13 protein-coding genes are annotated in these 15,513 nt (G+C 73.6%); all 13 read right to left on the minus strand.

Annotated features, from left to right (window positions below):
* Positions 1-176: 176 nt before the first annotated feature.
* The 13 genes from PUW82_RS01235 to PUW82_RS01295 are packed head-to-tail and all read right to left on the minus strand — an operon-like array spanning position 177 to position 15,505.
* Positions 177-1,649, minus strand: coding sequence for an aldehyde dehydrogenase (NADP(+)) (locus PUW82_RS01235; RefSeq protein ID WP_274220526.1), 1,473 nt, complete (start codon positions 1,647-1,649; stop codon positions 177-179).
* Positions 1,646-3,199: an FAD-dependent oxidoreductase gene (locus PUW82_RS01240; RefSeq protein WP_274220527.1), complete on the minus strand. Its 1,554-nt coding sequence runs from the start codon at positions 3,197-3,199 to the stop codon at positions 1,646-1,648. The genes PUW82_RS01235 and PUW82_RS01240 overlap by 4 nt, the downstream gene beginning before the upstream one ends.
* Positions 3,196-3,507: a (2Fe-2S)-binding protein gene (locus tag PUW82_RS01245; RefSeq protein WP_274220528.1), complete on the minus strand. Its 312-nt coding sequence runs from the start codon at positions 3,505-3,507 to the stop codon at positions 3,196-3,198. Before PUW82_RS01245 ends, PUW82_RS01240 begins: the two co-directional genes overlap by 4 nt.
* Positions 3,504-4,670: an NAD(P)/FAD-dependent oxidoreductase gene (locus PUW82_RS01250; protein WP_274220529.1), complete on the minus strand. Its 1,167-nt coding sequence runs from the start codon at positions 4,668-4,670 to the stop codon at positions 3,504-3,506. The genes PUW82_RS01245 and PUW82_RS01250 overlap by 4 nt, the downstream gene beginning before the upstream one ends.
* Entirely contained in the window at positions 4,667-5,374 is a 708-nt protein-coding gene (locus PUW82_RS01255; RefSeq protein WP_274220530.1) for a GntR family transcriptional regulator, read from the minus strand. Before PUW82_RS01255 ends, PUW82_RS01250 begins: the two co-directional genes overlap by 4 nt.
* Positions 5,371-6,339, minus strand: a complete 969-nt coding sequence (locus tag PUW82_RS01260; protein ID WP_274220531.1) for an ornithine cyclodeaminase family protein — start codon at positions 6,337-6,339, stop codon at positions 5,371-5,373. The genes PUW82_RS01255 and PUW82_RS01260 overlap by 4 nt, the downstream gene beginning before the upstream one ends.
* Positions 6,336-7,337, minus strand: a complete 1,002-nt coding sequence (locus PUW82_RS01265; RefSeq protein ID WP_274220532.1) for a proline racemase family protein — start codon at positions 7,335-7,337, stop codon at positions 6,336-6,338. The genes PUW82_RS01260 and PUW82_RS01265 overlap by 4 nt, the downstream gene beginning before the upstream one ends.
* 43 nt (positions 7,338-7,380) lie before the next feature.
* On the minus strand, positions 7,381-8,283 hold the full coding sequence (locus tag PUW82_RS01270) for a dihydrodipicolinate synthase family protein (RefSeq protein WP_274220533.1): 903 nt from the start codon (positions 8,281-8,283) through the stop codon (positions 7,381-7,383).
* The gene (locus PUW82_RS01275) at positions 8,280-11,033 is read right to left on the minus strand and encodes a beta-L-arabinofuranosidase domain-containing protein (protein WP_274220534.1); all 2,754 of its coding nucleotides are present in this window, start codon (positions 11,031-11,033) and stop codon (positions 8,280-8,282) included. Before PUW82_RS01275 ends, PUW82_RS01270 begins: the two co-directional genes overlap by 4 nt.
* Positions 11,030-12,472 carry an aminopeptidase P family protein gene (locus tag PUW82_RS01280; protein ID WP_274220535.1) on the minus strand — a complete coding sequence of 481 codons (1,443 nt, stop codon included), beginning with the start codon at positions 12,470-12,472 and terminating at the stop codon, positions 11,030-11,032. The genes PUW82_RS01275 and PUW82_RS01280 overlap by 4 nt, the downstream gene beginning before the upstream one ends.
* On the minus strand, positions 12,469-13,758 hold the full coding sequence (locus PUW82_RS01285) for an alpha/beta fold hydrolase (RefSeq protein WP_274220536.1): 1,290 nt from the start codon (positions 13,756-13,758) through the stop codon (positions 12,469-12,471). Before PUW82_RS01285 ends, PUW82_RS01280 begins: the two co-directional genes overlap by 4 nt.
* Positions 13,755-14,639, minus strand: a complete 885-nt coding sequence (locus tag PUW82_RS01290; RefSeq protein WP_274220537.1) for an ATP-binding cassette domain-containing protein — start codon at positions 14,637-14,639, stop codon at positions 13,755-13,757. The genes PUW82_RS01285 and PUW82_RS01290 overlap by 4 nt, the downstream gene beginning before the upstream one ends.
* Entirely contained in the window at positions 14,636-15,505 is an 870-nt protein-coding gene (locus PUW82_RS01295) for an ABC transporter ATP-binding protein (protein ID WP_274220538.1), read from the minus strand. The genes PUW82_RS01290 and PUW82_RS01295 overlap by 4 nt, the downstream gene beginning before the upstream one ends.
* Positions 15,506-15,513 lie beyond the last annotated feature (8 nt).

Consider the following 15,513-nt stretch of genomic DNA (forward strand, 5'->3'; position numbering starts at 1 on the left):
CGGATGACCGGCATCCCTCCCGAGAATGACCTGGCGCCGGTCTGCGCGTCGACTCACCTGTCAGCCCAGCTAACCCGCCGCTCCGCATCGCACGGCGCCCGACGCTGGCGGATCGCGAGAGGTTGCCACCCTCGAGCACGCCCGCGCCGAGAGCGCGCCTGAACCGCGAGCACGGCCTAGAGCGCGAGCACGCCGTCCACGCGGCGCGGGATGCCGAGCGGGTTCGCGTCGCGCAGGGCGTCGGGCAGCAGGGCGTCGGGCACGTTCTGGTAGGCGACGGGCCGCAGGAACCGCGTCATCGCCGCGGTTCCGACCGAGGTCGTGCCGACGGCGGTCGTCGCCGGGTACGGGCCACCGTGCTGCTGCGCCCACGTGACCGAGACGCCGGTCGGCCACTGGTTCCACAGCACGCGGCCGGCCTTCGTCGCCAGGACGGGCAGCAGGTCGCGCGCCACCTCGTCGCCGTCGTCGGCCACGAGGGTCGCGGTGAGCTGCCCCTCGAGCAGCTCGGCCGCGGTGACCAGCTGCGCCTCCTCGTCGTACTCGACGACGAGGGCCGCGGGGCCGAACATCTCGGACACGAGCGCCTCGGGGTCGGCGATGACCGCCGCCACATCGGCGCGCAGAAGCGCCGGCGCGGGAACCGGACCATCGGATGCCGGCGACGCGGTGAGCACGGCGACGCCGTCATGGCCCGCGGTGCGCTCGAACGCCCGACGGAACCCCGCGGCGATGCCCTCGTTCAGCAGCGGCGCGGGCTCGGGCAGCGCGGCTGCGGCGAGCGCGTCGACGACGGCCGATCCGCGCGGGACGAAGAGCACGCCGGGCTTCGTGCACAGCTGGCCGGCACTGCCGGTCACCGACGCGACGAACTGCTCCGCGATCTCGGCGCCCCGAGAGGCGGCGGCGCTGCGGGTGACGAACGCGGGATTGACGCTGCCGAGCTCGCCGTAGAACGGGATCGGCTCGGGGCGCGACATCGCGATGTCGAACAGGGCGCGTCCGCCGGCGATCGAGCCGGTGAAGGCGGCCGCCCGGATCTGCGGTGCGCGGAGCGCGTGCACACCGGCATCCGTTCCGTGGATGACCGCGAACAGTCCCGCGGGCGCGCCGGCCGCCGAGAGCGCCGCGACGACGATCTGGCCGGTCAGCGCCGAGAGCTGCGGGTGCCCGGGGTGCGCCTTCAGCACGACGGCGTTGCCGGCGGCGAGGGCGCTCGCGGTGTCGCCGCCGGCGACCGAGAACGCGAACGGGAAGTTGCTCGCCGCGAGGACGAGGACCGGCCCGATGCCCTCGAGCTGACGACGGATGTCGGGGCGGGGCGCCCCCATCGGGTAGTCCGGCTCGGCGTGGTCGATGCGCGCGTCGAGCCACGACCCCTCGGCGAGGACCTCGGTGAACAGGCGCAGCTGGAACGTCGTTCGCCGCAGCTCGCCGCGCAGCCGGGCCTCGGCGAGGTGGGTCTCGCGCTGCGCGAGCTCGACGAGGTCGTCCGCTCGGGCGTCGAGCCCGTCGGCCACGGCGCGCAGCGCTTCACTGCGCTCGGTGATGCTCGATGCCCGCCAGACGACGGATGCCGCCGCGGCGCGCTCGACGAACGCGTCCACCTCGGCGATGGGGGTGTCGGCGATGGGGGTGGGAGCGTTCATGAGCTTTCCTTTCCGGAGGCTGCGAGGTCGGCGGGGGCGACACCGGCGGGGGCGATCGCGTCGTCGGGGGCGGCCGGCGCCACGGGGGCGGCGACGGGCGCGAGGGCGGCGAGGTCGGCGACGCGGATCGGGGTGCCGACCGGACGGCGCACGAGCGGTTCGAGGTCGGCGGCGGCGGTGAACCGGCCGGTCTGCTCCGACACGAGGCACGACAGCGCGAAGCCGCACACCCGGCCCTGACACATGCCCATGCCGGGGCGCGCGGTCACGCGCACGTCGCGCGCATCGTCGGCCGCGAGGTCGCCGATGGTGCGGCGCACGGCCGAGACCGGCACCTCTTCGCAGCGGCAGACGAGCGTGTCGTCCTCGAGCCACGTCGACCACGCCGCCGGCACGGGGCTCGCCCGATGCATGCCCACGGCGAAGCGGCGGCCGCGCGCGATGCGGCGACGCAGGGCCCGGGCCCGCGCCGACGGCACCCCGAACCCGGCGTCGACGGCGGCGGCGAGCGCGGCGAGCTCGCCTTCGGCGCACGATTGCACCGCTCCCCCGATCCCGGTCGCCTCGCCGGCGGCGTAGATTCCCGGCACGCTGGTGCGCTGGTCGGCGTCGACGACGGCCACGAGCGACCCGTCGACGTCCACCCGCGTGCGCGCCCCGGCGCCGACGACGAGCTCGAGCTGAGGTGTGAAGCCCCACCCCAGCGCGACCAGGTCGGCCTCGATCGTGCGCTCGCTGCCGGGGCGCACGCGCCCCGCGGCATCCACGCGTCCGATCGTGACGTGCGAGACCCGCCCCTCGCCCGCGATGCGGGTGACGACGGTGCGGGTGCGCAGCGGGATGCGGCCGCGCACGAACGTCGCAGCGTAGCCCACGCCCTCGAGCAGCTTTCCCGGCTCCTGCAGGGCGCGCACGGGCGTCGCCGCCCAGCGCGACAGGGCGTTCGCCTCGCATACGGCGACGACCTCGACGCCCGCTCGGGCCAGGCCCGCGGCGACCGAGAGCAGGAACGGACCCGTGCCGGCCACGACCGCCCGGCGTCCGGCGCGCACCTGGTTCGCCTTCAGCATGGCCTGCACCCCGCCCGCCGCCATGACGCCGGGCAGCGTCCATCCGGGCACCGGCAACTGGCGGTCGTATGCGCCGGGGGCGAGCACGACGCGACGTGCGCGCACCGCGCGATCGTCCGGGCTCGCGCCATCGCGTCCCGCGACCGCGGTGGTGCGCAGCACGAAGTCTGCCGCATCGCCCGGCCGGTCGGTGCGCCACACCTGGCGCCCGCCGCGGTGGTCCACGCGTCCCGTGGCGATCTGTCGGCGCAGCCGGTCGCGCAGGTCGCGGTAGTGGCCCCAGTGGTGGTGGCCCGTGTCCTCGGGCTGCGGGAAGGTATCGAGGTGGTCCTCGTCCGGGTGGCGCCAGTACTGTCCGCCGGTCTGGGATCCCGCGTCGATCAGCGCGACGCGCAGGCCCGTCTCGGCGGCGACGACCGCGGCCGACAGCCCGGCCGGCCCCGCGCCGACGACGGCCAGGTCGAACACGGTCCCGGTCATCGTCCCTCGTCTCCGTCGGTGGCCGTCGGAGCCGCCAGCGGCGCCCCGGGGTCGTCGCTGCGGACGTCCTGCCCCGCGCCGGCCGGCGTCACGCAGGCGCGCTGCGACCGCAGCCCGTCGACCGTCAGCAGGCAGTCGTAGCAGACGCCGATGCCGCAGAACAGGCCGCGCGGCTCGGCGGCACCCCGCGTCGTGCGCCAGGCGGTGATACCGGATGCCGCGAGCGCGGCGCCCACGCTCTGCCCGGGGCGGAATGGCACCGGCGCGCCGTCGAACGTGAACGCCTCGCCGGCGGCATCCCCGCTCATGCGGCCACCGCGTCGGCGAAGCGCTCGGGCCGGAAGGCATCGAGCGGTAGATCGGTCGGCTCGCCGCGGAGGGCCTGCACGATCAGCTGCGCCGTGCCGACCGACAGCCCGATTCCGGCGCCTTCGTGCCCGGCGGCGTGCCACATGCCGGGCAGGCGCGCGTCGGGACCGATGACGGGGAGGTGGTCGGGGCAATAGGGGCGGAAGCCCGAGTAGGTCCGCAGGATCTGCACGTCGGCGAGCACGGGGAACAGCTCGGCGCCGCCGCGGGCCACCCGGCCCACCGCCTCGGCCGAGAAGGTCGCGTCGAAGCCGACGCGCTCGCGGCTCGCGCCCATGAGGATCGTGCCGCTCGGGGTGCCTTCGACGACCGACGACACCTGCAGGCCGGCATCCGACGACGCGACGTTCTGGACGTACTCGGCCGCGTAGACCTTGTGGTGCACGGTGATCGGCACCGGCTCGGTGACGAGGACGAAGCCGCGTCGGGGAAGCACCGGCAGGTCGAGTCCGGCGAGGGCGGCGATCTCGCCCGCCCAGGGCCCGGCGCAGTTGATGACGGCGCCCGCGTCCAGCGCTCCTGCGCTCGAGTCGACGCCGACCACGCGTCCGGCCCGGGTGCGGATGCCGGTCACGGTGACGCCCGTGAGCAGGCGCGCCCCGCGGTCGCGCGCGAGCCGCAGCAGGTGGTGGGCAGCGAGCACGGGCTGCACCTGCGCATCGTCGGGGTAGAAGACGCCGCCGACCATCGCGGGGTTCAGGTGCGGCTCGATCTCGTGCAGCGCGGCGACATCGGGCACGTCCTCGGCCCGGATCCCGAGCCCGCGCTGGTGCTCGGCCAGCACGTCGAGCGCGCTCTTGCCCGCGGTGCTCGCCGCCACGACGAGCCCGCCCTTGGACTCGAACTCCCAGCGGGCGGCGTGCTCGGCCAGCTCGCCACGCCAGATGCGCTGCGAATGCAGTGCGAGCTCGAGCTCGGGCCCCACCTCTTTGTCGCTGACGAGCAGGTTCCCCTCGCAGCGGCTCGTCGTGCCCGCGGCGATCGATCCGCGTTCGACGACCGTGACCGAGAACCCGGCGGCCGCGGCGAAGTGCGCGACGGCGGCGCCGACGATGCCCGCGCCGATCACGAGGATGTCGGGGCGGGCGGTGCTCCGCGTCATGTGCCGACGCTCTCGTCGGCGGCATCCGGCGCGGGCGCCTCGCCCGACCAGTCGGTGAGTACGTGCTCGATGTGACGGTGGACGAGGTCGCGGGCGCCGGCGGCGTCGGCGGCCTCGATCGCATCGAGCATCAGATCGTGCTCGTGGGCCGAGGCGACCAGGCGCCCCTGCTCGTGCAGGCCCGCGAGGCCGAACAGCCGCGTCTGCGAGCGCAGCCCGGCGACGAGCTCGACGAGGCGGGCGTTGCCGGCGTAGTGCAGCAGCGCGAGGTGGAAGTCGCTGTCGGCGGCGAGGTATTCGACGAGGTCGCCCGACTGCGCCCCGGCGACGATGTCGGCTGCCTTGCGTCGCAGCTCGGGCAGCGCCGACGGCGGGATGAGGGGCGTCGCCCGCTCGACGGCGGGCGGCTCGAGCATCAGTCGCAGCTCGGTGACCTCGCGCAGGTCGCGCTCGGACACCTCGGTGATCTGGAAGCCGCGGTTGGGGATCGTGACGACCAGCCCTTCGCGCGCGAGGTCGAGCATCGCCTCGCGGATGGGCGTGGCCGAGACCCCGAACTGCTCGCCGAGGCTCGGCGCCGAGTACACCCGGCCCGGCTGCAGCTCGCCGCTGATGACCGCGGCGCGCAGCGCCCGGGTGACGGTCGATCGGATGCTGGGCTGCTTGTTCAGTCGCACCACATTGCGGAACTCGGGCGTGCTCATGTCGTCTCCTCCGGCGCGGCCCCCCGCCGCATGACTCCCATGATCCCCTGCACGACCGCGAGGTCCTCCCAGGCCATGCCGACGCCGCTGTACACGGCGGGCGCGCCGGGGCGGCGCACGACCGCGCCCCGCACGAGCTCGGCGAGGTTTGCGGGGGCGGCGAGCTTCGTACCGTCGGATGCCGCGCCGGCGAGGTTGCCGCTCTCGCGCGCGGCCGACGCGCGCGCCTCGACGACGACATCCCCGGCGCGGACCAGGTCGGCCGCCAGCTCGCGGTGGGCGACGCCGTGGGCTCCGATCGCCGCGACGACCGCATCGGGGCGGACGTCGCCGAGCCCGAGCACGGGAGTGCTCGACGACGTCGCCGTCACGACGACGTCGGCACGGCGGAGGTCGTCGTGCGTGCCGGTGCGCGCATCCAGGCCGCGCTCGCGCAGCGACGCGACGGCCGCCGCGACCCGGTCGGGCGTGCGGCCGATCAGCGCGACGCGATCGACGGGCAGGACGGCGGCGAGCGTCGTCGCGTGCTCGATCGCCTGCGGTCCCGAGCCGAGCACGACGAGCTCCGCGATCTCGGCGCGCGCGCCGCGGGGGTCGGCCGACAGCAGGCCGCGGACGGCGACGGCGGTCACGGCGGGTGTGCGCAGCGTCGTCAGCCGGGTCCCGTCGACGATCGCCGTCGGCTGCAGCGTGGCGGCATCGAAGACGAGGTACCAGGCGCTGATCTTCGGCAGTCCGACACGGGTGTTGCCGGGCGCGATGGTGGCGACCTTGATGCCCACGGCATCCGGCGTCTCGGTCGGCATCAGCAGGAACTCCCCGGCGCTCAGCGGCGCGAAGATGCGCTCGTGGTCGGTCTCGACGTCGAGGCCCGAGCGCAGCGCCGCGGTCACGGCGGCGACAGCGTCGGCGGGGCCGAAGGTCCGCTCGATGTCGGCGGCCGAGACGAGGGGGATGCCGGTCACAGCACGAACCCCCGCGGGAACGGGTCGCTCGGGTCGAGCATGTACTGCGCCGTGCCGGTGACCCACGCGCGACCGGTGATGGTCGGGACGACGGCCGGGATGCCGGCGACCTCGGTCTCTTCGACGAGCCGCCCCGTGAACGCGGTGCCGATGTACGACTCGTTGACGAAGTCGGTGTGCAGCGGCAGCTCGCCGCGGGCGTGGAGCTGCGCCATGCGCGCGCTCGTGCCGGTGCCGCAGGGCGACCGGTCGAACCATCCGGGGTGGATGGCCATCGCATGGCGCGAGTGCCGCGCGGTCGACCCGGGCGCCTCGAGGTACACGTGGTGGCAGCCGCGGATCGTCGTGTCGACCGGGTGCACCGGCGCGTCGGCGGCATCCACCGCGGCCATGATCGCGAGACCCGCGGCGAGCAGGTCGTCCTTGCGGGCGCGCTCGAACGGCAGCCCGAGGTCGTCGAGGCGGACGATGGCGTAGAAGTTGCCGCCGAAGGCGAGGTCGTAGCCGACCTCGCCGAATCCCGGCACCTCGACGGTGCGCCCGAGAGCGACCGCGAACGAGGGGACGTTGCGGATCGTGACGCGGTCGGCGTGCCCGTCCGAGACCGCCACGTCGGCGATCACGAGGCCGGCGGGGGTGTCGAGCCGGATGGTCGTGACGGGCTCGACGACGGGCACCATCCCGGTCTCGACGAGGACGGTCGCGACGCCGATGGTGCCGTGTCCGCACATCGGCAGGCAGCCCGAGACCTCGATGTAGAGCACGCCGAAATCGGCGTCCGGCCGGGTCGGCGGCTGCAGGATCGCCCCGCTCATCGCGCTGTGTCCGCGCGGCTCGTTCATGAGCAGCTGGCGCAGACCGTCGTTCTCGGCCATGAAGCGCTGGCGGCGCTCCTCCATCGTGGCGCCGGGCAGGGTGCCGACACCGCCGACGATCACGCGCGTGGGCATCCCCTCGGTGTGGGAGTCCACGGCGTGGAAGACACGCGTCGTGCGCATGCGAGGCCTTTCGATCGTCGGCGGTATCGGCGCGGGGGTCGGCTCAGCGGTAGCCCTTGCTGAGCACGGCCTCGGTGTCGGCGATGATACGCGCGGCGACCTCGTCGGGCAGGCGCAGGCGGGGCGGACGCGTCGTGATGTTGCTCAGCACGCCGGCGACCTGCTGCGAGAGCTTGATGGCCTGGACGAACCAGGTCTTCGAGTCCCAGCGCAGCAGCGGGTGCAGGTCGCGGTAGATCTCGCGCGCACGCACCCAGTCCTGCGGGTCGTCCGAGGTCGACAGCGTGTAGAGCTCGACCGTCGCGGCCGGGATCGCGTTGGGGTAGCCCGCGACCCAGCCGACGGCGCCGTTGAGACCGAGCTCGAACACGACGTCGTCCGACCCGATCGAGATGTCGAGGCCCGGGGCGAGCTCGCGGATCTCGTACGCGTGGCGCACGTCGCCCGAGAACTCCTTGACCGAGACGATGAGCCCCTCGTCGAACAGTCGCGCGAGCAGATCGGGCCGCAGGTCGATCTTGGTGTCGATCGGGTTGTTGTAGGCGAGGATCGGCAGGCCGACGGCGGCGACGCGGCGGTAGTGGTCGACGACCTCGTCGTCGCTCGCCCGGTACGCGTTCGGCGGCAGCAGCATGACCGCCGGGGCACCGTTCTCGGCGGCGTGCTCGGCGAACCGCACGCTCTCGAGCGCGCCGTAGGCGCCGACGCCCGGGATGACCGCCGCGCCGCCCGCGGCCTCGACGGCGGTGAGGAACACGCGCTTGCGCTCGTCCTCGGTGAGGGTCTGGTATTCGCCGAGCGATCCGTTGGGGATGATGCCGGTGACCCCGTTGCTCGTCGTGTAGCGGACGAGCTCGGCGTACGCGTCGTAGTCGACGGACAGGTCGTCGTGGAACGGCAGGGTGGTCGCGAGGTTGACGCCGTGCCAGGGCTTGCGGTCGGTCATGAGTCGTTCTCCGATCTGGCGGCGTGAGACGCCGCTGTCAGTGCAATTGCAATGGTATCTGGTTTGGGGGCGGGGGGAAGGGTGAGTCGGTTGCGGGGCTCTTCGTTGCCCGCCCGGTCGACGGCGGCGAATTCGATGACCTGCTCGCGGTCGGTGAGCGCGCGGACGAAGGCCTCCTGGAACGTCGCCCAGAAGGTGCCCTCGCCCTCCCAGCGGATGCTCTCGATACCCGAGACGTCGTCGGCGGCCTCGAGGGTGATCTCGACGGCGGCTCCGAGGTCCTTCACCCGCGCGGTGCTCCGCGGCGGTGACGTGTCGATCGAGAGCTCGCGCGCGGCCGTGCTGGTGCGCCCCTCCCGGTCGGTCGCGCGCGCTTCGATCCGCACGACGCCCTCGCGATCGAGGACGAGGGACCCGTGGGCGGCACGCCATGCTCCCCCATCGACGCGGACCTCCGCGCGCGCGTCCGTCGAGACGCGCACCTCGATCGTCGGGGGCTGCGTGAACCACCCGGATGCCGCGGGCGCGGGGCTCACCGCGATCTCGAGCGTCGGGGGCATGGCGGCATCCGGCACCGCCGCCGTCTCGGCGATGAAGGCCCGGGCACGGTCGGCCGCGGCGTCGACGGCCGGGGAGGATGCGAGGGCTTCGACGCCCGCCGTCACGATGGCACGGGCCTCGGACCCGTTCACGAGGGCGTCCGCCACCGCGAGGCGGCAGACGGCGACGATCCGGTCGAGCAGGTCGGCGTCGTCGCGCGGGGCCGGCTCGGCCCACAGGTCATCCAGCAGCGAGGTGCCGTCGTCGCGTCGGCGCGTCGGAACGCCCGTGTCGACGCCGGCAAAGCCGATCGTCGGGTCGACCGCGCGGCTGTACAGGTGGTATCGCTCGTCCGAGCCGGTCCACACCGGCTCGAACCGCAGCCCCGCCACCGCAACGACGCGGGCCTCGGCGAGCGCGGTCGCGACATCGTCGACATCGGCGCGGATCGCGCCCGCCGGCATCCGGTGTCCGTCCCACGGCCGCTCGATCACCGTCGTGCCGCCATCGCGCGCCACGAGGACGTGCGGGCCGAACGCGAGGCTGCGCAGCGCGGTGTCGTCGATCGTCGGTTCGGCACGCAGCGCGGCGGGAAGTGTCAGCTCGACCGTGTCGCCGTCGCGCCAGTCGCTTTCGACGGTCGCGAACCCGCCGGGCGCGGGGTTGAGGGCAGCGTCGTCGACGACGACACGGGCGGGACCGGCGACCCACGCGGGGATGCGCAGGTGCAGCCGTAGCCGCACCGGCTCGGCGCCGTCGACGCGCACCCGCAGCGTCACCCGGTCGGCGAAGGGGTGCGCCTGATCGATCTCGACGTGCAGCCCGCGCTCGGCCCAGTGCAGCTCGGCCGGTGTGTAGCGGGCCACCCACAGCTCGGCATGATCGCCCGCCCCGTGGAAGAAGATGCCGTCGTGATGGCCCACGTGGTTCTCGAGCCCGGTGCCGCCGCAGCAGGTGCCGACGTTGTCGTACTCGGGAAGCGCCCCCGCGTGCACGGGGAACATGTAGGTCACCTCCGGGCTCTCGTCCGAGAGCACGTCGCGGCGTGACCCGAGGATGTGGTTGAGGCGGGCCCGCTCGGCGTAGTCGACGAACCGCGGCTCGAGGGTGTGCGCGAACAGCAGCTCGGCGAGCTTGACGAGGTTGTAGGTCGCGCAGGTCTCGGCGTTGCGCCGGCCGATGTCGCCGGCGACGGTGCGCGCCGGCCCCCACAGCTCGCTCTCGCCCGTGCCGCCGTGGGCGTACATCCGCCCCGGCACGACCTGGTCGAAGATGCCGATGGCCGCATCCAGGTAGCGGCGCTCGCCGGTGCGCTCGAACGCGTGGACGTATCCGACGAGCTGCGGCAGGTGCTGGTTGGCGTGCATCCCGTCGAGGATGTCGCGTCCCCCGGCGCCCGCGTCGAGGAGGTCGTGCTGATCGAAACAGCGGGCGGCGGCGAGGAATCGCGGCTCGTCGGCCACGACGCTCAGGCGCGTCAGCGTCTCGTTCATGCCGCCGAACTCGCCCGCGATGTAGAGCGACCACATCCGCTGGCGTCGCTCGTCGTCGAGCTTCTCGAGCCTGCCCGACACCCAATGGCCCATCCGCGTGACGACCTCGAGCGCTTGCGCGTTGCCCGTCAGCTCGAACGCGTCGAGCAGCCCCGCCATGATCTTGTGGCACGTGTAGTAGGGCGCCCAGATCTCGCCGTAGGGCGCGAAGTCCTCGAGGCGCGAGAACTGCCACTCGCCCGAGGCGCTGAGGAATCCCGGGTGGGAGTACCGGCCGGTGGCGGCGAGGGTCGCCTGCACGTCGGCCAAGCCGGCGACCATCTCGTCGACCTTCGCCCGCAGCAGCGGATCGTCCTCGGTCGCCGCGGCGATCGCGAGCATCGAGAGGAAGTGCCCGGCGTAATGCCCGCGCAGCAGGTTGGCCGTCTGCGCGGCTTCGCGTCCCGGGTAGTCGTGCGGACCCCAGGCCTCTTCGGCGGGGTGTCCGAAACCTTCCCACGCTCCCGGCGGCTGCGCGCCGCGGGTGTCGAGACCGGCGTTGGCGCGGAAGACCGCGAGCAGCCGGTCGACGGGGTACACCCGGGCGAGGTGCAGCATCTGGGCGCGGGCCCGCGCGAAGGGACTGTGCGGGCTCAGCCGCACGCTGCCCGCCGGGAACCGGAGCGCACGCGGCGCGACCCCGGGCGCGGCCCCGGGCGCCGTCACGGGCGCCGTCATCCGCGCTGCCCCAGCCGCGCCTGCGTCCACGCCTCGACCTCGTCCGCCGCGATCGGCAGCGCGGCGGACAGCACCTCCGAGCCGGTGCCGGTGACGAGGACATCGTCCTCGAGGCGCACGCCGATGCCGCGCAGCTCCGGCGGCAGCGTCAGGTCGTGGGCGTGGAAGTACAGGCCCGGCTCGACCGTCATGACGACTCCCGGCTCGAGCGCCGCCGCCATGTAGTCCTCGTAGGGCGCCTGGCTGCAATCGTGCACGTCGAGCCCGAGGTGATGGCCGATGCCGCACGCGAGGTAGCGGCGGTGCTGCTGGCCCGCGGGCGAGAGCGCCTCGTCGACCGAGACCGGGAGCAGCCCCCAGTCGTGCAGGCCCTCGGCGACGACCTCCATCGCCGCGAAGTGGAAGTCGAGGTACTCCACTCCCGGGCGGATGCGGTCGAGCCCCGCGCGATGCGCCTTCTCGACGAGGTCGTGCACCTCGCGCTGCGCGGCCGAGAAGCGTCCGCTTGCCGGCACGGTGCGGGTGACGTCGGCGGTGTACAGCGACCGCGCTTCGACGCCCATGTCGAGCAGCAGGGCCGCGTCGGGATCGATGTCGCCGTCGCAGCGCACCCAGTGCAGGATCGGGGCGTGCGCGCCCGAGCCGACGATCGTGGAGTATCCCGGGCCGTTGCCGAACGTGCGGGCGTGCCGATCGAACGTGCCCTGCAGCCAACGCTCGCCGAGCCCGTCGGCGATGGCGCGCGGCACCTCGGCCACGACCGCCGCGAACCCGGCGACGGTCGCATCGATCGCCTCGCGCAGCTGCCCGATCTCCCACGTGTCCTTGACCATCCGCAGGCGCGACAGCGTGCTCTCGAGCTCGGCCGACACCTCGGCGCCGACGGTCGCCGCGAGGGCCGAGGCCGATCGCGCCGCCGAGGCGCCGCGCAGGTCGGTCTGCCGTGCGGTGAGTGCGTCGAGCGGTTCGACGACGACACCGAGCGCCTCCGCCCACTCGGGCAGCCCCGCGGAGGGACCGACCCAGAGCTCGCCGTGGTTGGCGTCGGCGAAGAAGCCGGTGTCACCGGGACGGAAGGGCGGCGGCAGGTAGAGCACCGGGTCGTGCCCGCCCGGCACGGCCCACATCACCAGGACGGCGCCCTCGACCTGGCATCCCGTGAGCCAGACGAAGCTGCTGTCGGCCCGGAAGCCGTAGTGGGCGTCGTCGTTGCGAACCGGCGCGTGACCGGCAGCCGCCACGAGAGTCCGCCCCGGCAGGGCCGCACTCACCCGGTCGCGATGACCGGATGCCGCCGCCGCGGCGCCCGGCGGCAGGTCGGGGGCCGTCCGCACATCCGCCCAATCGCGGGCGATGAAGGCGGTGAAGGCGGGAACCTGCCCGAGCCGCGGGTATCGCGTTCCGGCGTAGGGCGGGCGGGGGGTGTCGGTACCGGTCATCGCTTCTCTCCTCCGCGGTCGCGCACGAGCTCGCGCAGGTGGGTGAACGTCCGCCCCGAGCCGATGCCGTCGTGCTCGAACTCGTTGGTCACCCACGACTGCGCGTTGCCGATCCGGGTGAGGGTGTCGAGCTGCAGCCCCGCGTCGACGTACATGTCGTCGAAGTACACGGCGGCCGCGAGCGGCACGTCGTTGGCGGCGAGGCGCTCGGTGTCGTACAGCGGCGTCCAGTCGGTGCGCTCGGCGAGCGCGTGGACGGCGTCGCGGAAGCCGCGGAGCAGGCGCACCTCGTCGAACATCCACGGGAAGGCCATCTCGCCCGTGAACAGCAGCGGCCGCCGGTCCTCGCCGAACTCCGGACGACGGTCGCGTTCGGCCTGCGCGGCCCACGCCGTCGCGCCGCTCGCGGGATCGCCGTAGATCGACTCCTGCAGGGTCCAGAACAACGGGTTGCCGGCGCTCGCGCTGAGGGCGTGCACGTCGTGCAGGAACGCGGCGGAGAACCGGCCCGGTCGCGCGAACGCTTTCTCGACGAGCCAGTGCAGCCGCTCGTGACCGGGCTTCATTCCCAGGTCGATGCCGAGCGACTGGAAGCGACGGACCGTGAGGACATCGCCGTCGGGCAGCAGCACGTCGCCCTCCGCGATGCGGTCGGCGATGCGCGCGATCGCGTCGGCGTCGCCGGGGAAGCGCCGGTACAGCTCGCCGGTCTTCGCCGCGACGCGGTCGAAGGTGCGGGCGTAGACCTCGGCGGCGCGCGGGGGCGTGCCCGGGATGCCGCCGCAGACGTAGCAGGCGGTCAGGGCGTGCGGCGCCTGCGAGAGGTACGTCAGCGTCAGGAAGCCGCCGTAGCTCTGCCCGAGCGTCGCCCAGCGGCGACCGCCGTACAACGTCTCGCGGACGTGCTCGAGGTCGCGCACGATCGAGTCGGCGCGGTGCAGCGCGAGCAGATCGGCGCCGGCCGCGGCGTCGAGTCCGGCGACGTCGACGGCCTCGAGCGGCGTGCTGCCACCCGTGCCGCGCTGGTCGATGAGCACCACGCGGTAGTCGCGCAGCGCTTCGTCGATCCAGCCGTCGCGGCGCAGGGGCCGCGGGTTCGCGCCGCCCGGTCCGCCCTGCAGGTACACCAGCAGGGGCAGATCATCGCGCGCACGGTCGGGGTCGACGAGCTCGCGCACGAGCAGCTCGATCGTGCCCCCGGCATCCGTTCCGGCACGCCAGTCGAGCGGCACCTCGGTGCGGCGCTCGGCGACGCGGATGCCGGGCAGGTGGTACTCGGCGGTCATGATGCCTCCGTGCGGGTCTCGGGGGCGCGCGCGGCTCGGCGCCGGGCGTTCTCGGCGGCGCGGCGACGGCGATCCCATTCGGGGTTGATACGCGGCACGGCAGCGAGGAGCGTGCGGGTGTACTCGTGCTGCGGGTTCTCGAACAGGCGGTCGCGCTCGCCCGTCTCGACGATCGAGCCACGGCTCATCACCGCGATCCGGGTCGCGATTTGGCGGACGACAGCCAGATCGTGCGCGATGAACAGGTAGGCGAACCCCTCGTCGCGCTGCAGCGTTGTGAGCAGGTTCACCACCTGCGCCTGCACGGAGACGTCGAGAGCCGACACCGCCTCGTCGCAGATGACGAGCTTCGGGCCGACGGCGAGGGCCCGCGCGATGCCGATGCGCTGCGCCTGCCCGCCCGAGAACTGCGCCGGATAGCGGTCGGAGTGATCGGGGTTCAGACCCACGCGCTCCATGAGCGAGCGGGTGAAGGCCCGCGCCCCGCCGGGCACCGCGCGGTTCTGGTAGCGCAGCGGCGCCGTCACGAGGCGCTCGACGGTGTGCTTCGGATTGAGCGACGAGTACGGGTCCTGGAAGATCACCTGCACATCGCTGCGGAAGGCGTGCAGGTCGCGCCCCCGCAGGTGCGTCACGTCGCGCCCCTCGAACTCGATCGTCCCGGCGGTGGTGTCCATGAGGCGGGCCACGAGCCGCGCGACGGTGGACTTGCCCGACCCGGACTCGCCGACGAGGGCGAGGGTCTCGCCCCGGCGGATGTCGAGGTTGACCTCGTCTACCGCCCGGAAGCGGGTGCTGCGCGCGAACGGCGACCCGCCCGCGCCGGTGAACTCCTTCACCAGGCCCGTGGCCCGGCACAGCGGTGCGGACTGCTCGGTCATGCGATCTCCTCCTCGGCGAGGATCGGGATGTCGGTCGTGCGCAGCTGGCCGATCGCATCGTCGATGCGCGGCACGGCGTCGAGCAGGCGCCGGGTGTACTCCTCCTGCGGATCGCTGAAGACGTCCTCGACGGATCCGCTCTCGACCATGCGCCCCGCGCGCATGACCACGATCTGCTCGGTGACCTCGCTCACGACGGCCAGGTCGTGGGTGATGAGGATGAGCCCCGCGCCGGTGTCGCGACGGATCTCGGCGAGCAGGTCGAGGATCTGCGCCTGCACCGTCACGTCGAGGGCCGTCGTCGGCTCGTCCGCGATGATGAGCTCGGGCTCCATGCTCAGGGCCATCGCGATCATGATCCGCTGGCGCATACCGCCCGAGAACTGGTGCGGGTAGTGGTCGACGCGCTTCGCGGCATCCCGGATGTGCACCCGTTCCATCGCCTCGATCGCGACTCGCCGCGCCGCGCGCCGCGAGACCCCCGAACGGTGCGAACGGTACGCCTCCGCGATCTGCGTACCCACTGTGTAGTAGGGGTTCAGCGACGACAGCGGGTCCTGGAAGATCATCGCGATGCGGTCGCCGCGCACGTGACGCATCTCGCGCGCGGGCAGCGTCAGTAGATCGCGACCGTCGAACGCGACCCGTCCCGTGGCAGCACCGCCCTTCGGCAGAAGCCCCATGACGGCGAGGCTCGTCATCGACTTGCCCGATCCCGATTCGCCGACGATGCCGAGCGCACCCCCGCGGGGCACCGCGAAGCTCAGCCCGTCGACCACGCGGGCGACGCCGCCGGCGGTGCGGAACTGCACCGTCAGGTCGTCGACGCGCAGCAGGGCGTCGGATGCAGCGGGGGTGGTCGTCATCGGCATCC

Source organism: Microbacterium thalli (assembly GCF_028737325.1).
Lineage (GTDB): Bacteria > Actinomycetota > Actinomycetes > Actinomycetales > Microbacteriaceae > Microbacterium > Microbacterium thalli.